Raw genomic sequence first — 24,096 nt, forward strand, 5'->3', positions numbered from 1 at the left:
CGGTAAAAGCAGTTTACTCATTCACCGTTTTTTGGTATAGCTTTTGAAAGTAAATTAGATGTAAAACAATTCACAATCCTGAAACAAATTCAGAACAAATGAAAAAAACTTTACTCTTATTAATGACAATACTTTTCGCTGTTCATTCACAAGCGCAAAATTCAGACTATGAAACACTTTGGGCAAAAGTGGAGCAGTTTGAAATTGCTGGCTTGCCAAAATCTGCGCTTAAAATAGTTGAGACTATTAAAACCAAAGCAGAAAAAGACAAAAACACACCTCAACTTATTAAAACCATGCTTTTTAAAAACAAATTTGCTTTGGTTTTAGAGGAGGATGCGCAATTAAAAATTATAAATAATTTTAAAGCTGCCATAGAAGCACATTCCTTCCCAACCAAAAATGTTTTAGAAAACATACTTGCAAATTTATATTGGCAGTATTTTAATCAAAATAGATATAAGTTTTATAATAGAACCAAGGTAGCTAATGCTTTAGAAGTTTCTAATGGTGATTTTAGAACTTGGGATTTACAAACTTTATTCAATCAAATTCATAAACATTATCAGAACTCATTGCAAAACGGACTGATGTTACAATTAGAACCGTTGAATAAATATGATGTTATTATAAATACTCAAAAAAATTCTAGAGTTTTCAGACCCTCTCTTTATGATTTTTTAAGCCATAATGCATTGGAGTTTTATAAAACAAATGAGACACATATTATCAAACCTGCCTATAAATTTGAAATTGACAATCCAGAGTTTTTAGGTGATGCAAATACATTTTCAAACTTAAAAATAGAATCTAAAGATTCAACTTCACTACAGCTAAATGCCTTAAAAATATATCAAGATTTAATTCAATTTCATCTTAAAGACGAATCTCCAAAAGCTTTAGCTAGTGTAAATATTGAACGTTTAAAATTTGTAAATCAGCATGCCGTTTTTAATGATAAGCAAAATATACTTTTAAAAGCTTTAAAGACTGAAAGTGAAGGATACAAAGACCATGAGGTTTCTACCCTGTATGATTATGAAATTGCCTCTATTTATTATCAGTTAAGTGAAAAATACAAACCAAAAACCAGTGAGGCAAATCGCTGGAAAGCCAAAGAAGCTATTGATATTTGCAATAAGGTTATTGTAGCTTTCCCTAAAAGTACAGGTGCCAAAAAATGCAAAATTCTAAAGCAACAAATTGAACAAAAGTCATTAAACATAACTGCCGAAGAATTTTTGGCCATACAAAAACACAGCAGAGTTTTAGTGCGTTATAAAAACATAGATTCACTTTATTTTAAGGCCTATAGGATAAATGAAAGACAATTAGAAAGATTCAACAGAATTTATAGTCAGGATGATAGGTGGACATTCTTTAACAAATTAGATGTTAGCAAAACTTGGGAAACCAAACTAACTAATGAATATGATTTCCATTCTCACACTACAGAAGTTTTAGTACCAAAACTTGATAATGGCAGGTATTTAATTGTTTCAACCACATCTAAAAAATCCCAAAGTACTTACGCTTTTACAACACTTCAAGTTACCAATTTAGCTTTGGTAGATTCTGAATCCAACACACATCAAATTTTTCAAATTATAAATAGAAATAATGGCAAACCCGTTGTTAATGCAGACGTAGAACTATCATTTTACATTAAAAATTCAAAATCTAAACAGACTCAAAACCATATCACAAACAATATTGGGCAAGTACATATTAAAAAAGACCATAATTATTACCGCAACATAGCTCTTAAAGTTAAAACTGATGAAGACCTAGCATATTTTGGCAACTACTGGATGGGAACCTACCAAAAAGAAGATAAAGAAGAAACTCAATATAAAGCCTTCATTTTTACCGATAGAAGCATTTACAGACCAGGACAAACAGTTTATTTTAAAGCCATTACCTTAAAAACAAAAAACGGTAAATCTGAAGTTATTCCTAATGAGGATTTTTATGTAGACGTGTTTAATTCTAATGATGAAGATATTGCTGAATTAGAATTTAAAACCAATGAATTTGGTGCTATATCAGGAGAATTTGTATTACCAAATAATGGGTTAAATGGAGATTATTACATAGAACTGTGGGCAGACTCTAATAAAATTGACATTGATGTTGAACACAGGTTCTTAGTTGAAGAGTACAAACGCCCCAAGTTTGAAACTAAATTTAAGCCTCTAAAAGAAACTTACAAGATAAATGATTCTGTAACTGTTAAAGGAAATGCCATAGCATATGCAGGAAGTAACATTACTAATGCCAAAGTAGTTTACAGAGTACACAGAAAAGTACAATACCCGCCATGGTACTATTGGTATAGGCCTTATTTTACTAACGAACCTCAAGAAATTGCCCATGGTGAATGCACCACCAATGATAACGGTGAATTTGAAATTTTGTTTAAAGCGCTACCTGATAAAAGTGTTGACAAAACTACCTTGCCTATTTTTAAATACGAAGTTACTGCAGATGTCACTGATGTAAACGGAGAAACTAGAAGTGCAACAACTATTGTTAATGTTGGATATCATGCTTTAAATGCCAACATAACAATAGCAAACACACTTGATAAATCAAAAAAAGATTATGCCATTAACATTAATACGGAAAATTTAAATGGTGAATTTGTACCAGCAAAAGGCCTTGTTAAAATTTACAAACTTATGGCCCCTCATTCTGTGGTTAGACCAAGATCATGGGACGCTCCAGATTATCAAGCTTTTTCTAAAGAAGTGTTTAAAAACTTGTTCCCGAACGATGCTTACTTCAATGAGGACGATTCTAAAAACTGGAAAAAAGGAAAACTAGTTTTTGAAAAAGATTTTAATACTAAAGATTCCAAAATACTTGAGCTTGGAAAAATTAAAAAATGGATATCTGGAAAATATCTTATCATTTTAGAGAGTCAAGATAAATTCGGACAAAACGTTAGAGATGAAGCAAAAATTACGCTTTACAGTGATACCGATAAAACTATAGCAGATAACCAATTATTTAGTATAACACCAAATAAATCAAGTTATAATATAGGTGATACGGCAAATATAACTTTCGCTTCTGCGGCCGAAAACCTTAATGTTACTGTTTCTATAGAAAAGGACAAAAAGATTGTTCAAACCGAAATTATACAATTAAACAATAACAAAAAAGTTATTAGCGTTCCGGTTGACAAATCCAATATTGGAGGTTTTGTAATACATTATAGTTTTGCAGCATTTAATAGTTTTCAAACTGGTTCACAAACTATAACAGTGCCCTACCCGAAAACAGATTTAGAAATTGAAACCAATACCTTCAGAGACCGTTTACAACCAGGAACAGATGAAACATGGAGTTTTAATATTAAAGGGCCTAAGGGAGATAAGGTAAGTGCAGAATTATTGGCAAGCATGTATGACGCTTCTTTAGATCAGTTTAAACCACATACTTGGAGTTTTAACCCAATTAACAATCCTGTTTACTATGCCACATTTAGAAGCAATGCCAACCAAAGTTTTGGCAATAGAACCTTTAGAGTATATAATGTAAAAAAGCATGGTAATAATTATCCACAACAGTATTATGATCAACTAAATTGGTTTGGGTTTTCAATGCAATTCAATCAATGGAGGTACAAAAACTATTTGAATTCAATAAAGCCTAAATACGAATCGAGACATGAAGAGAAATATGATGATACTGTAAAGAAAAACATAATTACTGGAACTGTATATTCTGCTTCAGATAATTCCCCTCTTCCAGCTGCTAATGTTATCATCAAAAATACCTCTAGAGGAACCACTACAGATTTCGATGGAAGATTCAGTATTAAAGCTAATAAAAATGATGTGCTAGAATTTACATTTATTGGTTTTATTACTCACGAAGTGAAAATCACTAACAATAATACATTCAATATATATTTATCAGAAGACGCTTCAGAATTAGATGAAGTTGTGGTTATGGGTTACGGAACTCAAAAAAAAGCTTCTATATCCGCAGCAATATCTACCGTTACAACTGAAAATTCGCCTGGTGTTGAAGCGGCTTTACAAGGTAGAATTGCTGGCCTTACGGTTAATAATGCAGCAGGAGCAAATGCTGAAGTTCAAATTCGTGGTGCAAATTCCATAGCCTCTAAAAACAAACCACTCTATATTGTAGATGGTAAAATAATTGAAGGTGATTTAGATATACTAGGAATTGATGTTCAATCTATAGAAGTATTAGAAGATTCATCTGCCACAGCTATTTATGGTTCAAAAGCAGCTAACGGCGTTGTTTTAATTTCTACAAAAAAAGGGTTAAATGCTCTAACTCAGGTACAGGTTAGAAAAAACCTTAAAGAAACCGCATTTTTCTTTCCGCACTTAAAAACAGATGAAAATGGTAATATAAGTTTTAGCTTCACCACACCTGAAGCTTTAACCCAATGGAAACTGCAGTTGTTAGCCCATACAAAAACTTTAGAAAGTGCTACTAGAACTTTAACAACCGTTACTCAAAAAGAGCTAATGGTTATACCCAATGCACCTAGATTTTTACGTGAGGGTGACCAAATTACAATAAGCACCAAAATTGCAAACCTAACAGAACAACAACTTTCCGGAGATGCCATATTAATATTAACTGATGCTATTACTGGCAATTCAATAGATACTAAACTAGGAAATGCGGCTAATACCAAGGCGTTCACTGTGGACAGCAAAGGAAATACCCAAGTGTCTTGGAATTTATCTATCCCTGATTACATACAAGCTATTCAATATAAGGTAATTGCAAAAACAGATGCTTTTAGTGATGGTGAACAAAATGCTTTACCAGTTTTAAGCAATAGAATGATGATAACAGAGACCCTTCCAATGTGGATTAAAAGCAATGAAACCAGAACGTTCTCATTAGACAAATTAAAGAACGTAACTTCAACATCGCTCAGTCACCATAAATTAACATTAGAAATAACAAGTAATCCTGCTTGGTATGCCATTCAAGCACTCCCCTACTTAATGGAATATCCTTATGATTGTAATGAACAGACATTTAGTAGATATTATGCCAATACTCTAGCTAGTCATATTGCAAATTCTAACCCAAGAATTCAGGAAGTATTTAATCAATGGGCATCTCAAGACATATTGATTTCTAACCTTGAAAAAAATCAAGAACTAAAATCTATTTTAATTCAAGAAACCCCTTGGTTACGTGATGCACAAAGTGAATCCGAACAAAAAAAGCGTATTGCCTTATTATTTGATTTAAATAAAATGAATAATGAATTGCAATCTGCTTTAAATAAATTAGAAAGCAATCAAATGTCATCAGGTGCATGGGCTTGGTTTAATGGTGGTCGAGAAAACAGATGGATAACTCAACATATAATCACTGGGTTTGGTCATCTCAAACAACTTTATGTTATTCAGAGTGATAGCGAAGAATCTCAAATGATTAAAAGAGCCATTAAATATTTAGATTCTAAATTTATTGAGGAATATAAAAACTTAAGAAAGTACGACAAACATGTAGATTTAAGTAAGGACCATTTAAGTAATACGCAATTACATTATTTATATATGCGCAGTTTCCACCCAGAGATTAAAAAATCAAAAGAAACGGAAGACATTAGCAAATATTACCACACTCAAATTCAGAAATATTGGCTTAATCGTTCTCTTTATTCTAAAGGTCTAATGGCATTAGTTTCACATAGAATGAATGATAATAAAACTACTTCTAAAATTTTAAAATCATTAAAAGAAAATAGTATCACTAATGAGGAGTTAGGGATGTATTGGAAAGAAAACACAAACTCATGGTATTGGTATCAAGCACCAATTGAAACACAGGCCCTACTCATTGAAGTATTTTCTGAAGCAGGTAGCACCATTCAAAGTGAAACAAAAAATTTAGAAACAATTGATAATCTAAAAATTTGGTTGCTCAAAAACAAACAAACCAATAGATGGAAAACTACCAAAGCAACTACAGATGCAATATATGCATTATTACTTCAAGGTAGTGATTGGTTAAGTGTTTCAGAAATGGTTGATGTGGTTTTAGGTGGCAAAAAAATTGAACCTTCAAAATTAGAAGGTGTAAAAATTGAAGCTGGTACAGGCTATTTTAAAACCTCATGGAACACTTCTGAAATTCAACCAGATATGGGAGAAGTAAAACTCACAAAAAAAGGTAATGGTATTGCATGGGGAGGCTTATATTGGCAGTATTTTGAAAATTTAGACAAGATAACTTCAGCTGAAACATCTTTAAAACTAGAAAAGAAATTATTCTTAAAAAAGAATACACATACTGGTGAAGAAATATCAGAAATTACGAATGAAACATTATTAAAAGTTGGCGATTTAGTAAGGGTAAGAATTGAATTGAGAAATGATAGAGCTATGGAGTTTGTGCATATGAAGGATATGAGAGCCGCTGGATTAGAACCTATAAATGTGCTTTCTAAGTACAAATGGCAAGATGGTTTAGGGTACTATGAAAGCACCAAAGACGCCAGTACTAATTTCTTTTTTGACTATTTACCTAAAGGCGTTTACGTTTTTGAATACGATTTAAGAGTGAATAATTCCGGTAATATGAGTAATGGCATTACCACAATTCAAAGCATGTACGCTCCAGAATTTAGCAGTCATAGTGAGGGTGTTAGAATACAGGTTAATTAGAATTAAAGTATGTTAATAAACAAGAGACTTAGAGTCTCTTGTTTATTTTCTTAAATTTGTGATGATGAAAAGCCCCAAAATCACATATCATCATTTTTTAAGAACTATTTTATTAGTTGTTTTAATGGCTTTACTTTCGTGTAAAACCAATAAAAACATTACTTCAAAAGAATCAATTACAGGCAACCCCAAGATTCTATTTTTAAATTATTTTATTTCAAAAACTGAAAACAACCAAAAACAAATCGTTTTAATTAATAAGATTAAAGCTGAGGGTAAACTAAAACAAAATCCATTTTTAAAAGAAGGTTCTCAAGGAGATTTAAGCTGTAATTTATTAAATGAAAAAGGAAAAATACTTGAAAGTTTCGCTATAAAAAACCCACTACTCAAGACTATTGAATATGTAGATGAAACTAAACATCTTAAAGTAAAACAGTTAGATTTAGATAGTACACAATTCTCATTTCGACTTCAATTAAAACCAAATGTTACTTCTATTTCAATTTCAGAAATTGATACTGTAAATAAAAAGCTAAAACCCCTAATCATAACAAACTTATAATGCGAATTCTGCTAAATCACATAGTACTATTTCTAAGTTTTTATTCAGGGTTTGCTCAAATTTTTGACGTGGAGGCTATTCAAATTTCAGGTGACAATAATAAACGAATTAACCTGGTGATATTGAGCGAAGGTTACCAAAGCACTGAACTTACAGACTTCATTGCTGACGTCACTAATTTCACAAATGACATGTTTAGTCAATCACCATTTTCAGAATATGCCAATTATTTCAATGTATATGCTGTTAAGGTTGTTTCTAATGAAAGTGGAACTGATCACCCAGGAACAGCTACAGATGTTGTTGAACCCATATCTCCAATAACGAACGTTGACACATACTTTAACACCACATTTGACTACTTTAATATCCATAGGTTATTATACTCAACTGACCACGCTACCATTAGCACTGTATTAGCCAATAATTTTCCAGAATATGACCAAGCACTTATTCTGGTAAACTCTGACGTCTATGGTGGAAGTGGTGGCACATTTCCATTTAGTTCAACAGGAGCAAGTGCCAGTGAAATAGCAATTCATGAATTGGGGCATTCTCTATTTGATTTAAAGGATGAATATTATCCTGGAGACGCCTTGGCAGGAGAAGCTATTAATATGACCCAGGAAACTAATACCAGTTTGGTGAAATGGAAAAACTGGATTGGTATTAATGGTATTGGTATTTATGCCTATGGCAATTCAGGAACATCAGCAACCTGGAATAGACCTCATCAAACTTGTAAAATGCGTTATTTAGGCTTTCCGTTCTGTTCTGTATGTAAAGAAGGAATGATTGAGAAAATTCATGATTTGGTTTCGCCTATAAATTCATTCTCACCGGTTTCTACCACAATTGAAAACCCAAGTTTTCCCATAGACTTTGAATTGACTTTATTACACCCTACAAATCAAGATTTAGAACGAACCTGGACACTTAATGGTTCCATTTTCTCCAATGATGTTGATAACATCTCTCTTTCTAGTACCGATTTAAATGAAGGTGTAAACACTTTATCTGCTGTTGTAATAGATAATAATAGTTATTTAAAAATTGATAATCACGAAACCATTCATGTAAATACTGTTACCTGGACAATTAATTATTCCACCTTAGGAGTTGAAAATATTACAAGTGAAGAAAACGCGTTTAAAATTAGCATGTACCCTAACCCCTCATCTGAATTTTTAAATTTTAAAATTGAAAGTTTAACTAATTCAAAATTTAAAATTGATTTGGTGAGTTTAGATGGAAAAAAAGTTAAGTCCGTAAAGTTAAATTCGTTTTCCAAAATAAATATAAACCGATTAACTTCAGGAATATATATAGCTAATATCTATGCAAACAATACTTTAATAGCACATAAAAAGTTTGTAAAACATTAGTTTGTTGGTGGATACCTAACGAGTATCTTTTCCACAATTGCTGTTAAGCGTTCTTCTCTCTTTTCTGGATTAGCATTAGGATTAAAACTAGATTCGCTAACTGCTTGCCAAAACAAGCCCTTTCCCTTTTCATCAACAAAATCAATAGTTATTTGCCGGTTTACATTTGCACTTCCAACAGGAATTCCAATAGAAATTCCACCACCAACATTTCGTCCGCCACCACCCAGACCAACACCAACCGTTTGACGAGGGGCACCTTGAAATTCTGCACTTCTTATATCAATTAGAAAATCTGGATTTTCTGAAACAGAGAACCCTAAACTTGTCATTTTAGCATCCATGGCATCTAATAACCGTTTGGTATCTAATTCACTTAAACCAGTTTTCATATCTCCATAATACTGGTAGGTTTTATATTGAGAAAAATTAGTTGTTTTATCAAAATCATAGTTTACACGAATTGGAGCACAACTAACTATAAGTAAAGCAAGTAATACTATTTTTATATGTTTCATTTTCAATATTTTTTTGATTAAAGTTAATCAAAAATTGATCCAATACTGAATTTTGTTTTTACAAGTAATTAATAACATATGTGTTTTGAATAAATTGATTTTAAAAAAAACCATATCTTATGGTAGTCTAGATAAAATTTTACGGAATCCAGATTTCACTACATCAAGCCATATAGCCAATGATAAAATTCTTTAGGAAAATAAGACAAAAATTACTTTCTGAAGGTAAAACAGGAAAGTATCTTCAATATGCAATAGGTGAAATTATACTTGTTGTAATTGGTATTTTATTAGCATTACAAATTAACAATTGGAATGAAGCACGAAAAAATAAGATACTTGAAAAAGAGTACCTTGTGCGTTTACTTGAAGACTTAGAGCATGATCAAAAAGATTTAAAACAGGTAATAACAAATAATGCAATAAATTTAATTTTATCTGAAGATGCTTTAATTAAGCTTGGGGCTGACACTTCAATTTTAACAAAAGGAAGAACTTACGAATTAGCTAATAAAAGTGTAAACATTCATAATAAAACGGTTAGTTATAAAGATTCTCTAATAACATCTGGCAAAACTTATTTGGAATATTTTGGAGAACAAATTACCGAGTTAACAGAATTTAGAATTTTTGATCTTACACAAACTACAATTAATGATTTGACATCAACAGGAAATATCGAGGTTATAAGAGACAAAAAATTAAGACAAAGCATACAATCTTATTATGCCCGAATGTTAAGTGCACTTGGAAACGAAGAATATATTATTAAACCGCATGTAGACTATCTTGTAGATCTTCTTAAAGAATTAGGAATTCCGCCTAATAGTAGATTGTCTGATTCAGATTTACGTAATTTGGTTAAAAATGACCACCGATTAACTATGGCGCTATATAGTTTGTATGATGCCAACGGTATTCTATTTCATATAAACTACGCAAGAAAGGGAGCTATATATAAGCATATTCAAAAAACAAAAAATGAGATTAAGGCAGCTCTTGAGTTAATCTAATCATTCAATATTTTCCACAAAGAATCTTTTAGTTCAGTGATACCTTTTTGGGCTACAGAAGAAATGAACAGGTAAGGAATAGGCAATTCGTTATCTAGTTCTTCTTTAAGTTCAGCCTTTAACTCATCATCAAGCATATCACTTTTAGATATTGCTATTATGCGTTCTTTATCCAACATTTCTGGGTTGTAACGTTTTAATTCATCAAGAAGAATATCGTATTGTTTTTTAATATCATCTGCATCTGCAGGAATTAAAAACAGCAATACAGAATTACGTTCTATATGACGTAAAAAGTAATGACCTAGCCCTTTACCTTCAGCAGCACCTTCAATTATCCCAGGAATATCTGCCATAACAAAGGTTTGAAAATCTCTGTATTTTACAATACCTAAATTTGGTTTTAGCGTTGTAAACTCATAATCAGCAATTTTTGGTTTTGCCGATGTTATTACAGAAAGTAATGTAGATTTTCCAGCATTTGGAAAACCAACCAAACCAACATCTGCCAACACCTTCAGCTCTATGGTTACATACTTTTCCTCAATTGGCATTCCTGGTTGAGCATAGCGCGGTGTTTGATTCGTGGATGATTTAAAATGCCAATTCCCTAAACCTCCTTTTCCTCCTTCCGCTAAAACTTGCTCTTGACCATTTTCAGTAATTTCAAAAAGTATACTATTGGTTTCTGTATCTCTAATAACAGTTCCTAAGGGCACATCTATATAAACATCTTCACCATCAGCTCCTGTGCTTCTGCTTTTACTTCCATGTCCGCCATGGCCAGCTCTTATATGCTTCTTAAATTTGAGGTGCAACAAGGTCCAGAGGTTTTCTTTTCCACGAACAATAATATGTCCTCCTCGGCCACCATCACCTCCATCCGGACCACCTTTTTCAATATATTTTTCACGATGTAAATGCGCAGAACCTTGCCCTCCTTTACCAGAGCACACATACATTTTTACATAATCAACAAAGTTACCTTCAGTCATGACTTTTGTCATTCCTGCATAGGCAGGAATCTTTTAAATTAAATCTATATAAAACAATAAGATTCCTGTATTAACAAGAACAATTTATAGATTATCAATTACAGCACTTAAGCGTTTAGTAATATCTTCAATACTACCAACACCATCAACACCATAGTATTTATTTTGTGCTGAATAGTAATCTTTTAATATTGCAGTTTTATTGTAGTATTCCTTTATTCTGTTTCTAATAATACTCTCATCAGCATCATCTGCTCTACCACTAGTTTTTCCTCTTTCTAATAATCGTTTAACTAAAACTTCATCATCAACTTCTAATGCAATCATTGCATTTATTGCAGAGTCTTTAGTATCCATTAATTCATCTAATGATTTTGCTTGTGCATTAGTGCGTGGAAATCCATCAAAAATAAACCCGTTAGCATCTGTGTTTTTTTCCACCTCAGCATTTAACATATCTATAGTAACTTGATCTGGCACCAATTCACCTTTATCTATATAAGATTTAGCAAGCATACCCAAAGCAGTTTCGTTTTTAATGTTGAACCTAAAAACATCTCCTGTAGAAATATGTATAAGATTATACTTTTCTTTTAAAAATTCTGCCTGTGTTCCTTTACCTGCTCCCGGAGGGCCAAATAATACTAAGTTTGTCATGTGTTGTGTTTCTTTTATTTGATATACTTCTGGTAAATCTCTTCCTAAATTATCATAATCTAAGCCATAGCCAACTATGAATTTATCTGGAATTTCAATACCTATATAATGTAATTTAAAGTCTTTTTTATAAGCTTCAGGTTTGTAAAAAAGTGTTGCTATTTTTAGAGCTTTCACCTTTTCATTTTTAAAGATACGATGTACCTCTGCCAAGGTTTTTCCTGTATCAATAATATCTTCAAGAATAATTACTGTTCTATCTGTAAGGTCTTGAGTAAGTCCTATTAAGCGTTGAATATCTTCAGAAGATTTTAAGCCCTCATATGAAGCTAATTTAATAAATTGAACTTCACAGGGTTTAGGGTACTTTTTAACAAAATCACTTGTTAACATAAAAGACCCATTTAATATTCCAACAAAAACGGGTATTTCATCGCCAACATCATTAGCAATTTCCATTACCAATTTGTCTAAAGCCGCATCAATTTCTTTTGCAGAAACAAACGGTTTAAAGTATTTATCATGTAGCTTAATCACCTAAAACAACTTTTAGAAGTGGCAAAGATAATTAAATGATTGACGATTTAGAATGTTTTGATTTATGATTTAGATAAGAATTTGATATTTAAGTGTATTTTTGCATTACTTTAAAAAGTTTCTAATAAAACTGCATAGATGAATTACTTTTCTTCTGACTTTAAACTTGGTATTCTTGGTGGTGGCCAATTGGGTAAAATGGTACTTTACAACACTAGAAAATTTGACATTAACACGCTTGTAATGGACTCTAGCAATGAAGCACCTTGTGAAATTGCTTGTAATGAATTTACCATTGGCGATTTAATGGATTATGACGCTGTTTACAATTTTGGAAAACAGGTAGACGTACTAACATTTGAAATTGAAAATGTAAATGTTGATGCTTTAGAAACTTTAGAAAAAGAAGGCATTAAAGTTTATCCTGCTTCTAAAACATTAAGAACCATTCAGAATAAGGCAAAACAAAAGTTGTTTTATGTTGATAATGATATTCCAACGGCTCCTTTTTCTCGTTTTGCATATACATCCGAAATTAAAGAAACTATAAATCACGGAGGGCTAAATTTACCCTTTGTCTGGAAAAGTGCTCAATTTGGATACGATGGTCAAGGCGTTAAAATTGTAAGATCTTTAGAAGATTTAGAAGGTTTACCAAATGTAGAATGCATTGCAGAAAATTTGGTTCCGTTTAAAAATGAATTAGCAGTTATTGTTTCGAGAAATGTCTCAGGAGAGATTAAAAGTTACCCTGTTGTTGAAATGGAATTTCATCCTGAAGCTAATCAAGTAGAATATGTTATCTGTCCAGCAAGAATTGATGATCATGTTGCTAAAAAAGCCAAAGATGTGGCATTAAAAGTATCTGAATCTTTTAATCATGTTGGTCTGTTAGCCGTTGAAATGTTTCAAACCCAAGACGATGAAATATTGGTAAATGAAGTTGCTCCAAGACCGCATAATTCAGGTCATCAAACTATTGAGGCTAGTTATACTTCTCAATTCGAACAGCACTTAAGAGCTATATTAGATTTACCGCTTGGAAGAACAGATAGCAAAGTAGGTGGCGTTATGGTAAATCTTGTTGGTGCAGAAGGTTATACTGGCAATGTAGTTTATGAAAACATTGACACCATTATGAAAATGGATGGTGTAACACCACATATTTATGGAAAAAAACAAACGAGACCATTTAGAAAAATGGGACATGTTACCATTGTGAACGAAGACTTAAATGAGGCTAGAAGAATTGCAGAAGAAGTAAAAAAATCTATTAAAGTTATAAGCGAATAATTATGAATAAAGTTGGCGTAATTATGGGAAGTAAAAGTGACCTTCCTGTTATGCAAGATGCTATAGACATCTTAAAAGGTTTTGATATTGAAGTTGAGGTAGATATTGTTTCGGCACATCGTACTCCAGAAAAACTATTTGATTATGGTAAAAATGCACACACCAGAGGTTTTGCCGTTGTTATTGCTGGCGCAGGTGGCGCTGCACATTTACCAGGTATGATTGCTTCACTTTCTCCACTTCCAGTTATTGGGGTTCCTGTAAAAAGTAGTAACTCTATTGATGGTTGGGATTCTGTACTATCTATTTTGCAAATGCCAGGTGGGGTACCTGTTGCTACGGTAGCCTTAGATGGTGCAAAAAATGCGGGTATCTTAGCAGCCCAAATTATTGGTTCTAACAATAAAGGGGTTTTAGACAAAATTGTTGCTTATAAAGAAGAACTAAAAGTTAAGGTAAACCAATCTGCCAAAGAGTTAAAATAAAAACCCCGAGTTCCACCCGAGGTTCCTAGCTATTAACTTATAATTTTTTTTGAGTTAGTCACTCTAAAATTTAAGAACGCTAAAATATAAAAATTTTATTATGTATGCATAATAAATTAAAACTTTAACATATTTCCTACAAAATGTCTTATAAAATATTACTTAATTCTTTTAACACCGCCTATAATACAGCTCCATTCTCTAAAATAAAAGACGACTATTATTTACCAGCTTTTAAACAAGCCATTAAAGATGCAAAAGCTGAGATTGATGCCATAATAAATAATTCTGACGCCCCTACTTTTGAGAATACTATTGAGGCCCTAGACTTTTCAGGTGAGCAATTAGATAGAATTTCAAGTATATTTTTTAATTTAAATTCTGCTGAAACCAACGAAACTATTCAAAAAATAGCACAAGAAGTCTCTCCATTACTCTCGGAATTTAGCAATGATATTACCTTAAATGAAGATTTGTTTAAGCGTATTAAATCTGTTTACAGTGAGAAAGATGCTTTAAATTTAAATACTGAACAACAAACATTACTAGACAAGAAGTACAAAAGTTTTTCTAGAAATGGAGCAAATCTTGAGGAAGACAAAAAAGAACAACTTAGAGATATTGATAAAAATTTAAGCAAATTAAAATTAACTTTTGGTGAAAACTTGTTAGCAGAAACCAATAAGTTTGAAATGTTTATTACTGAAGAATCAGATTTGTCTGGTTTGCCAGAAGGCGCTAAAGAAGCCGCTAAACAATTAGCCGAATCAAAAAAGAAAGAAGGCTGGTTGTTTACTCTAGACTACCCAAGTTATATTCCATTTGTTACCTATGCCGATAATAGAGAATTACGCAAAATGTTATCGCTCGCAGCAGGCAGTAAAGGTTTTAAAAATGATGATTTAGACAATCAAAAAATAGTACTAGATATTGTAAAATTAAGGCATAAGCGAGCAAAACTCTTAGGCTATCCAACACATGCCCATTTTGTATTAGAAGAGCGAATGGCAGAAACACCAGAAAACGTTCTAAACTTTTTAAATGATATTCTAGCCAAAGCCAAACCTGCCGCTAAAAAGGAATTTGAAACACTTAAAGAATTTGCAAATGAACTTGATGGGTTAGAGAACTTAGAAAAATGGGACGGTGCTTATTATGCTGAAAAACTAAAACAAAAGTTATTTAGTTTAGATGATGAATTACTCAAACCTTATTTTAAATTAGAAAATGTTATTGCTGGCGCTTTTAAAGTTGCCAACAAGCTTTTCGATTTAAACTTTGAAGAGGTAAACACCATTGATAAGTACCATGAAGATGTTTTAACATATAAAGTAACCAATTCCAAAGGCAATTTTATATCTGTTTTTTATGCAGATTTCTTCCCAAGAACAGGAAAAAGAAACGGTGCGTGGATGACATCCTTCAAACCTCAATACATCAAAGACGGAGAAAACTCTAGACCACACGTTTCTATAGTTTGTAACTTTACCAAACCCACTAAAAGCAAACCTTCACTTTTAACTTTTAATGAAGTAACAACTTTATTCCATGAATTTGGTCATGCTTTGCATGGTATGTTAGCTAATACAACTTATCCTAGTTTATCTGGAACCAGTGTTTATTGGGATTTTGTAGAGTTACCAAGTCAGGTGATGGAAAACTGGTGTTATGAAAAAGAAGCATTAGAATTATTCGCAACGCATTATGAAACCGGAGAATTAATTCCAATGGATTTAGTTGATAAGATTAAAGAATCTGCAACTTTTCACGAAGGGATGCAAACACTTCGTCAGTTAAGTTTTGGTTTATTAGATATGAGCTGGCATGGTATTGAATCACCAGATGCAATCACATCAGTAAAAGACCATGAATTAGAAGCTTTTAGTAATACTAAATTGTACCCTGATGTTGTTGATAATTGTATGAGTACTGCATTTGCACATATTTTCCAAGGCGGTTACTCTTCAGGATATTACAGTTACAAATGGGCTGAAGTTCTAGATGCTGATGCATTTGAATATTTTAAAGAGGCCGGCATTTTTAACAAGGAAGCTGCCACCAAATTTAAAGACAACGTATTAAGCCAAGGAGGAACGGAAAACCCAATGACTCTTTACAAACGTTTTAGAGGACAAGAACCAAAACCTGAAGCTTTGTTAAAACGTGCAGGGTTGATTAAAAAATAATTCTGCTAAAGGGATTTAATATAGTTATACATCTTTTCTCTAATCTTTGAATCTGGTATCTTACCATAACCTGCCATCATATTATCAATCATATGATGCGGTTTAGAGGTTCCAGGAATAATGCAAGTCACCAGTTCATTTGACAAAATAAATTTTAAGAAAAACTGTCCCCAACTATTTATGTCATATTCCTTGGCCCAATCTGGGACATCCTTTCCTTTGGTGGCTCTAAACAGGCTGCCTTTTTCAAAAGGCCTGTTAATTAAAGTTGCCGTATTGTTTTTTTGTATAGTTTCAAAAAGTGATTTTTCTGCATGACGCGATAAAATGGAATAATTAAACTGGACAAAATCTGGTTTTTCAGCTTTAATAACTTGCTCTAATTGTTCATGTGATCCGTCAGTATAATGCGTAATACCCCAAAATTTAATTTTTCCACGGTCCTTCCAGTCTCTAAGGGTTTTTACATGGGTTTTCCAATCTACTAGATTATGAATTTGCATTAAATCCATTTGCTGGCGTTTCATTCGTTTGAATGAGTTTTGCATTTGGCGAATTCCTTCGTCTTTACCTTTTGTCCAGACTTTAGTGGCATAAAAAAAGGAATTGTTCAAATTAGCCTTTCTGGTTAAATTCCCAACTACTCCCTCTGAACTGCCATACATAGGAGAAGAATCTATAACGGTACCTCCTAGTTTATCCATCTCAATTAATACTTGAACCAGTTTCACCATCTCCTCAGCAGAACTTCCCACATCAAAAGTTTGCCATGTACCTAAGCCTATAACCGGCAAGCTTTGATTAGATGATGGTATTTTTCTCAGCAAAATTTCATTTTTGAAATTAAACGAGGACAATAATGGAGACAATGCTATTCCCAATCCAGCAAGTCCTGATAGTTTTAAAACAACTCTCCTATTATATTCCTTATTAATCACTTTCTAAAATTAATGAAAATAAGTTTATCTTCCATTCGTTTATATAGGTTAATGAAGTTTTTTAAAGTCCTCGGGCACATTATTATAATTTGTTTTCTAACTACCCTTACTCAAGTTGGTGGGGTTATTTGGTTAATAGCATTTTTGTTTTCACTAAAGACTAAAGGTAAAATGAGACATATTTTCCCTTTTTTATACATGGCTACCAATCTAATTATTGTACCTCCCATTGCCAAATCTTTTGGTAGGGAGGAACTGCCAGTATTCAATTCTAATGTAAAACCCCAAAATTTGGTCTACCCCTTATTGTTTAGGAATTATGTATCTCCAGATTTGCACCATTTATTGGTCAATTCTTCTCAAGAATTAAAACTTAAAAGCATTGAAATAACATATCTAGATGCTAACTTTCCTTTTTTCAACAACTTTCCGTTATTGCCTCATTTAAGCCATAACGATGGAAAAAAAGTAGATATTTCGTTTATGTATTTGGACGAGAATGGGAATCAACAAATAAAAAGCCATCGGTTTCTGGTTATGGCGCTTATATTAACAAGCAGTCTAAAACTTCAGGAGATTGTTTAAACCGAGGTTACTGGCAATATGACTTTCCAAAGTATTTAACTTTTGGAACTATTAATGATTTAGAATTGGATCGGAATAAAACAAAAGTCCTAATAAAGCAATTATTGGCTTCATCTAAAACTGAAAAGATATTTATTGAGCCTTATCTTAAACAATCCTTGGGGCTATCTTCAGAAAACAAAATACGATTTCAGGGTTGTCAAGCAGTCAGGCATGATGACCATATTCATCTTCAAATTAAATAAACTTTCAATATTTATTGAAAGTTTAGAAATAATTTATATATTTGTGTTATGGAATATCAAGAAGCAAAAGAAAAGTTCATTAGTACCTGGGGAAGTTTGGGGTCTATGTGGGGCATTAACAAGGCTATGGCTCAAATTCAATCTTTGCTTTTTATATCTACCAAACCCTTGTCTATGGAAGATATTATGGAAGAATTAAAAATTTCCAGAGGCAATACTAGCATGAATTTACGCCAACTTATGGATTGGGGTATTGTAACAAAAGAATTAGTTCCTGGAGAACGCAGAGAGTTCTTTACCACAGTTAAAGATGTTGAAGAATTAGCAAGACATATTGCTAAAGAAAGAAGTAGACGTGAAATTAAACCAGTTATTAAAACCTTAAAAGAAGTGAGTTCTATTAAAGATGATGGCACAGCTAAAACACAAGAGCTTATTAAACAAACCAAAGCATTGCATGATTTAGCAAACACCGCGGATTCTTTATTAAATAAAATTGCTGCTCAGGAACAAAACTGGATTACTAAATCGTTACTTAAATTGATTAAATAAAAAAATTTCAAATATACTTTCAATATTTTCTGAAAGTTTAAAACATAAAAAATGAAAACTAAAAATGTATTTATGACCTGTGTATGGAAAGACTTAATCATGTCAACTTTTGAGGTAGACAAAGCAATACTTATACCTTACCTCCCAGTTGATACTGAATTGGATTTATATAAGGGAAAAGCCATTTTAAGTTTAGTTGCTTTCACTTTTTCTAATGTCGAATTCTTCGGATTAAAAGTCCCCTTTCACCAAAATTTCGGTCAGATAAATTTCCGGTTTTATGCAAAATCTAAAATAGATGGCTCAAGAGGCGTTGTATTTATTAGAGAGTTTGCTCCAAAACATTTAATTGCTTTTGTAGGAAATAAATTCTATAATGAACCCTATTTTTTTAAATCTATTCGCCTGGAAAAACACCATAAAAACAACAATGTTCAAATGAGTTACAAATACAAAAACTCTACAATTAAAGTGTTTGCAAGTAATTTAACTGAGGACCTTAAAAAAAACACATTAAAACATTTTGTAGTTGACAGATACATTGCATTTATAAAAACAAAAAAAAGAAAATCGCTTAGATATAATATTTACCATAAACCATGGAAAACACAACAAATAAAGAATTGGCACATTGATAATGATATATTAAAATTATTACCACCTGATTTCAAAAATTTAAAACACCTTTCTACTTATTTAGTTAATGGCTCTCAAGTAAAAGTAGAAAAAGGAATGATGCTATAATATTTGTCTACAATATTCATTTTTTTGTCTTATTTTTGGTTTACTAAAAACAATTGCTAGACAATGCCCAACCATCAAATTAATCCAAATAAATGGATCGATTTATATTCAGACTACCTCTTTAACTACACTATTACCCGTGTAAGCGATCGTGAGATAGCACAAGATTTGGTTCAAGATACTTTTTTGGCGGGTTTAAAGTCTATGAAAAACTTTAAAGGTGAAGCCAGTGAACGCACATGGCTAATCTCCATTTTAAAAAGAAAAATCATTGACCATTATAGAAAAATTAATTCTAATAAAGGGAAAGCAGAAGTTAGAATTAATTATAAGGATGACGAAAGCGAAGGCGATTGGCTAGAAGAACGTGTTGCAGATCCTTTTGATAAAACTGCTGAGGATAGCATGCAGAATAGTGAATTAGGTGATGCTATTCACAATTGCCTAAGTAAACTCCCTAAAAAGCAAGCTGAAGTTTTTAAAATGAAAACCATTTTAAATTATGAAACCGAAGCTATTTGTAATGAACTAGATATTACTGCGTCTAACCTTTGGGTAATTATTCATAGAGCAAGAACTGCTATGGCTGGTTGCCTTGAAAAAAACTGGTTTTAGTAATGAAGAAAAAGTTTTTATTTATTAGCTGTGAAGAGGCTCAGCACATCTGTGATAAAGCACAATACAATGAAGCCAGTTTGTGGGAAAAAATTAAGCTTAATATTAGACTTTCATATTGCCGACTCACTAGGGTTTATTATAAAAACAATACCAAGCTAACTAAAAAAATAGCTGAATCTAAAATTGAGTGTTTAGACCCTGATTGTAAAAAGAACATGAAAAATGAGTTAGACAAAGCTATTAAAGAACAAGCTAACTAGCTAAACAATTGCAAAAGCCCTAACCACAAAATGGGTATTCCTTCAACCCAAAAAGAGCTATAATATTTCCCTTGTTCAATTCTTGCTAATACCACTACAATAAGTGTACTAATTAATATTATTCCTAAAACAAACACTTGAGTTAATTGAATATCGTCTTTAAAAAATTCTAAAGCAAACATCACTGCTAATAGAAACAAACCAATAATTTTTGTTTTTATCACACCTATTTTTTGAGGAATAGTAGAGAGCTTTAAATTATCAAATCTTAAATCGCGAATTTCAAAAGGTAACATCAAAACAATAACATAAATGTACCGCTGAAGGCCAGTTATAAAAACATCTGCATACAATTGTATATCATTATTAACCAATGGAATAAGCACTGTAACACCACTCCACACAAAAGCAATCAAATAAATCTTAAACCCACCAATACTTCGTAAATTTTGTTGTTTATCAACAAAAAAACGTTTAGGTAAAAATGGAATCGCATAAAAGAAGGTAAGCATCCCAAATCCCAAAATATACAACAAGGTTTTCACTGATAATTTCATGGCAAAGAAACACAGCAGCAAGAAACAGAAAAACGAAAAAATCTGGATAGTCTTTAACCAATTAGCAAGTCTTCTATGATGAAATTTTGCAATGCCAAAATACTTCACAAAATTATAACCTGTAATAGAAGCAAAAAACAGAAAAAACAACAGTGGTTTATCAAAAGGAATTTGAAACTCAATAAGCGTAATCCATGTTAGTGAACATACTGATAAAGCCACATGAATACTACTGTTTATATAAAAGTTTAATATATGTTTCAACCAAGTCATTAAACAAAAATAATTAAACTGTTAATAACGTCATTAAATGGTTAAAAACTTTCTTTTACCATGAATTAACAACATTAAATAATGCTTATTTTTACGGTTTGCATATCAAATTAAAATTTAATGAACACAAACGCTTTTGCTCTACGTCATATTGGACCTAATGAAGAAGATCAAAAAGAAATGCTAAAGACTTTGGGTCTTGAATCTTTAGATCAATTAATATATGAAACTATTCCTGATGATATCCGATTAGAAAGCGGATTGAATTTAGATGAACCTATGACCGAGCATGAGTATTTATTGCATATTCATGATCTTTCAAAAACAAATAAAGCTTACAAAACATATATTGGCTTAGGGTATCACCCAACAGTGATGCCGGCGGTAATTCAACGTAATATTTTGGAAAACCCCGGTTGGTATACAGCTTACACCCCATATCAAGCAGAAATTGCTCAAGGTAGACTAGAAGCTCTCCTGAATTTCCAAACCATGATTATTGAATTAACTGGTATGGAAATTGCCAATGCGTCTTTATTAGACGAAAGTACGGCTGCTGCTGAAGCTATGAGTTTACTCTTCGCTGTTAGAGAACGTTCACAAAAGAAAGCCGGCATTAATAAATTCTTTGTTTCAGAAAATATTCTACCACAAACATTATCATTGCTTGAAACCAGAGCCAACCCAATAGGCATTGAATTGGTTGTTGGAAATGAGGAAACTTTTAATTTTTCAAATGAATTCTTCGGAGCCATTTTACAATACCCTGGAAGAGACGGACAAATAACGGATATTAAATCCTTTATAGAAAAAGCTAATGAAACTCAAATTAAAGTTGCCGTTGCCGCTGATATTTTAAGTTTGGTTAAGCTTGAAGCTCCTGGTAATTTTGGTGCTGACGTGGTAGTTGGTACAACCCAGCGTTTTGGAATTCCAATGGGTTATGGTGGTCCGCATGCGGCATATTTTGCTACTAAAGAAGCTTACAAAAGAGATATTCCGGGGCGCATTATTGGCGTTACAAAAGATGTTAATGGAAATAGAGCTCTACGAATGGCACTGCAAACTCGTGAGCAACATATTAAAAGAGATAGAGCTACATCAAATATTTGTACAGCTCAGGTATTATTGGCTGTAATGGCTGGTATGTATGCTGTTTTTCATGGACCTAAAGGCTTAAAATTTATTGCTAACAAAGTTCACAACAAAGCCTCTAAACTTGCTGAAGTTATAGAAAGCTTTGGTTTTCAACAAGTGAATACGTCATTTTTTGATACACTTCAAATAAAAACGAAAGCAAGAAAGATTAAAAAGATTGCCACCAAAAAGAAAGTTAATTTTTGCTATCCTGATAAAAACACGGTTACAATATCTATTAATGAAACCACTTCTATTAGAGATATTAATTATCTGATTTCCGTTTTTGCTGAAGCTGCCAATAAAGAAACCGTTATTATTTCCGAAGTATCTCCGTCAAATAATATTGATAATTCTGTTAAAAGAACATCTTCATTTTTAGAGCTTGATGTATTTAATCAACATCACTCGGAGACACAACTAATGCGTTATATAAAATCTTTAGAACGTAAAGATTTATCGCTTAATCACTCTATGATTTCTTTAGGATCTTGCACCATGAAACTTAATGCTGCATCTGAAATGTTACCTTTAAGTTGGTTTAAATGGGGAAATATTCATCCGTTCGCTCCGAAAAAACAAGCTAGGGGATATAGAAAAGTTTTAAAGAAATTAGAAGACCAATTAACAGAAATTACTGGTTTTGCAGCAACCTCATTACAACCAAATTCAGGAGCACAAGGAGAATTTGCTGGATTAATGGTAATAAAAGCATATCATGAGTCTCGTAATGAAGGCCATAGAAATATTTGTTTAATTCCGTCGTCTGCACACGGAACCAACCCTGCAAGTGCAGTTATGGCGGGGATGAAAGTAGTAGTTACAAAATCTACTGAAGAAGGAAACATTGATATTGATGATTTACGGGAAAAGACTATTAAACATAAAGATAATTTATCAGCTTTAATGGTTACGTACCCTTCTACTCATGGAGTGTATGAATCAGCTATTAAAGAAATCACCCAAATTATTCATGATAATGGCGGACAGGTTTATATGGATGGTGCTAATATGAATGCTCAGGTTGGACTTACCAATCCAGGAAACATCGGAGCAGATGTTTGTCACTTAAACCTTCATAAAACATTTGCCATCCCTCACGGTGGTGGTGGCCCTGGTGTTGGTCCTATTTGTGTTGCTAAACAATTGGAACCGTTTTTACCCGGAAACCCAGTGCTTAAAACCGGTGGAAACAAAGCAATCACTGCAATTTCTGCAGCACCATTTGGCTCTGCTTTAGCATGCCTAATTTCATACGGTTATATTAAAATGCTAGGAGCTGAAGGATTGACTGAATCTACTAAGGTAGCCATTTTAAACGCAAATTATATCAAACATAGATTAGATGGCCATTACAATACATTATATTCAGGAGAACGTGGTAGAGCCGCACATGAAATGATAGTTGATTGCCGACCCTTTAAAGCTAATGGTGTTGAGGTTTCTGATATTGCAAAACGTTTAATGGATTATGGTTTCCACGCGCCAACGGTGTCTTTCCCGGTAGCTGGAACTTTAATGATTGAACCAACAGAAAGTGAAAGTAAGGAAGAACTTGACCGATTCTGCAATGCTATGATTTCTATAAAGAAGGAAATTGAAAGTGTTACAAAAGAAGACCCTAATAACATTTTAAAAAATGCACCTCATACTATGGAAATGATTACTGCAGATGAATGGTATTTCCCATATTCAAGAGAAAAAGCTGCATTTCCGTTAGATTATATTAGAAATAATAAATTTTGGCCTAGTGTAAGACGAGTTGATGACGCCTTTGGTGACAGGAATTTAGTATGCTCTTGTGCCCCAATTGAAGAGTATATTGAGGCTTAATTTATGAGGTTGAACGTCGTAATGAAAATTACTATACAACTTA

General features: G+C 32.4%; 18 protein-coding genes. 13 read left to right on the forward strand and 5 right to left on the reverse strand.

Translation table 11 applies throughout. The features are described 5' to 3' along the window. The first annotated feature begins 122 nt into the window (after positions 1–122). The 3 genes from N1F78_RS03570 to N1F78_RS03580 all read left to right on the forward strand — a co-directional run bounded on the left by N1F78_RS03570 (position 123) and on the right by N1F78_RS03580 (position 8,627). Positions 123–6,677, forward strand: coding sequence for a carboxypeptidase-like regulatory domain-containing protein (locus N1F78_RS03570; protein WP_406684813.1), 6,555 nt, complete (start codon positions 123–125; stop codon positions 6,675–6,677). A gap of 64 nt (positions 6,678–6,741) precedes the next feature. Continuing rightward, positions 6,742–7,242, forward strand: a complete 501-nt coding sequence (locus N1F78_RS03575; RefSeq protein WP_406684814.1) for a hypothetical protein — start codon at positions 6,742–6,744, stop codon at positions 7,240–7,242. Continuing rightward, complete coding sequence (locus N1F78_RS03580; RefSeq protein ID WP_406684815.1) at positions 7,242–8,627, forward strand: M64 family metallopeptidase; 1,386 nt, start codon at positions 7,242–7,244, stop codon at positions 8,625–8,627. Before N1F78_RS03575 ends, N1F78_RS03580 begins: the two co-directional genes overlap by 1 nt. On the opposite strand, the gene N1F78_RS03585 is transcribed toward N1F78_RS03580, so the two are convergent. Then, positions 8,624–9,145 carry a DUF4136 domain-containing protein gene (locus N1F78_RS03585; protein WP_406684816.1) on the reverse strand — a complete coding sequence of 174 codons (522 nt, stop codon included), beginning with the start codon at positions 9,143–9,145 and terminating at the stop codon, positions 8,624–8,626. The genes N1F78_RS03580 and N1F78_RS03585 overlap by 4 nt on opposite strands. 179 nt (positions 9,146–9,324) lie before the next feature. Between N1F78_RS03585 and N1F78_RS03590 the strand changes: the two genes are divergently transcribed. Beyond that, positions 9,325–10,158, forward strand: a complete 834-nt coding sequence (locus N1F78_RS03590; protein WP_406684817.1) for a DUF6090 family protein — start codon at positions 9,325–9,327, stop codon at positions 10,156–10,158. Here N1F78_RS03590 and obgE read toward each other — a convergent pair. Together obgE and N1F78_RS03600 are read right to left on the reverse strand one after the other, a co-directional pair. Then, positions 10,155–11,153, reverse strand: a complete 999-nt coding sequence (gene obgE, locus N1F78_RS03595) for a GTPase ObgE (RefSeq protein WP_406684818.1) — start codon at positions 11,151–11,153, stop codon at positions 10,155–10,157. The two genes, N1F78_RS03590 and obgE, sit on opposite strands and share 4 nt — an antisense overlap. Before the next feature lie 84 nt (positions 11,154–11,237). After that, positions 11,238–12,347 (reverse strand): adenylate kinase, encoded by a 1,110-nt coding sequence (locus tag N1F78_RS03600; protein WP_406684819.1) that lies wholly within the window; start codon positions 12,345–12,347, stop codon positions 11,238–11,240. 138 nt (positions 12,348–12,485) lie between these two features. On the opposite strand from N1F78_RS03600, the gene N1F78_RS03605 reads away from it, so the two are divergent. From N1F78_RS03605 to N1F78_RS03615, 3 genes are all read left to right on the forward strand, one after another. Next, the gene (locus N1F78_RS03605; RefSeq protein WP_406684820.1) at positions 12,486–13,640 is read left to right on the forward strand and encodes a 5-(carboxyamino)imidazole ribonucleotide synthase; all 1,155 of its coding nucleotides are present in this window, start codon (positions 12,486–12,488) and stop codon (positions 13,638–13,640) included. A 2-nt stretch (positions 13,641–13,642) separates the two neighbouring features. Further along, positions 13,643–14,125, forward strand: coding sequence for a 5-(carboxyamino)imidazole ribonucleotide mutase (gene purE, locus N1F78_RS03610; protein WP_406684821.1), 483 nt, complete (start codon positions 13,643–13,645; stop codon positions 14,123–14,125). Positions 14,126–14,268: 143 nt separating this feature from the next. Next, positions 14,269–16,311 (forward strand): M3 family metallopeptidase, encoded by a 2,043-nt coding sequence (locus N1F78_RS03615; protein WP_406684822.1) that lies wholly within the window; start codon positions 14,269–14,271, stop codon positions 16,309–16,311. Between the two features lie 5 nt (positions 16,312–16,316). On the opposite strand, the gene N1F78_RS03620 is transcribed toward N1F78_RS03615, so the two are convergent. After that, positions 16,317–17,249 (reverse strand): aldo/keto reductase, encoded by a 933-nt coding sequence (locus tag N1F78_RS03620; RefSeq protein ID WP_406684823.1) that lies wholly within the window; start codon positions 17,247–17,249, stop codon positions 16,317–16,319. Positions 17,250–17,420: 171 nt separating this feature from the next. Between N1F78_RS03620 and N1F78_RS03625 the strand changes: the two genes are divergently transcribed. The 5 genes from N1F78_RS03625 (at position 17,421) to N1F78_RS03645 (ending at position 20,253) form a co-directional block, all read left to right on the forward strand. Further along, positions 17,421–17,834 (forward strand): hypothetical protein, encoded by a 414-nt coding sequence (locus N1F78_RS03625; protein ID WP_406684824.1) that lies wholly within the window; start codon positions 17,421–17,423, stop codon positions 17,832–17,834. Between the two features lie 293 nt (positions 17,835–18,127). Then, on the forward strand, positions 18,128–18,631 hold the full coding sequence (locus tag N1F78_RS03630) for a GbsR/MarR family transcriptional regulator (protein ID WP_406684825.1): 504 nt from the start codon (positions 18,128–18,130) through the stop codon (positions 18,629–18,631). 51 nt (positions 18,632–18,682) lie between these two features. Then, positions 18,683–19,375 (forward strand): DUF2071 domain-containing protein, encoded by a 693-nt coding sequence (locus N1F78_RS03635; protein WP_406684826.1) that lies wholly within the window; start codon positions 18,683–18,685, stop codon positions 19,373–19,375. Between the two features lie 63 nt (positions 19,376–19,438). Next, complete coding sequence (locus tag N1F78_RS03640) at positions 19,439–19,990, forward strand: sigma-70 family RNA polymerase sigma factor (protein WP_406684827.1); 552 nt, start codon at positions 19,439–19,441, stop codon at positions 19,988–19,990. A gap of 2 nt (positions 19,991–19,992) precedes the next feature. Beyond that, positions 19,993–20,253: a hypothetical protein gene (locus tag N1F78_RS03645; protein ID WP_406684828.1), complete on the forward strand. Its 261-nt coding sequence runs from the start codon at positions 19,993–19,995 to the stop codon at positions 20,251–20,253. Here the strand turns inward: N1F78_RS03645 and N1F78_RS03650 are convergent. Further along, positions 20,250–21,083 carry a hypothetical protein gene (locus N1F78_RS03650; protein WP_406684829.1) on the reverse strand — a complete coding sequence of 278 codons (834 nt, stop codon included), beginning with the start codon at positions 21,081–21,083 and terminating at the stop codon, positions 20,250–20,252. The two genes, N1F78_RS03645 and N1F78_RS03650, sit on opposite strands and share 4 nt — an antisense overlap. Before the next feature lie 120 nt (positions 21,084–21,203). Here N1F78_RS03650 and gcvP point away from each other — a divergent pair, with 120 nt between their 5' ends. Next, the gene (gene gcvP / locus N1F78_RS03655; protein WP_406684830.1) at positions 21,204–24,053 is read left to right on the forward strand and encodes an aminomethyl-transferring glycine dehydrogenase; all 2,850 of its coding nucleotides are present in this window, start codon (positions 21,204–21,206) and stop codon (positions 24,051–24,053) included. Positions 24,054–24,096: the final 43 nt, after the last annotated feature.

It is taken from the genome of Seonamhaeicola sp. MEBiC01930, assembly GCF_045277075.1.
Classification (GTDB): domain Bacteria; phylum Bacteroidota; class Bacteroidia; order Flavobacteriales; family Flavobacteriaceae; genus Seonamhaeicola.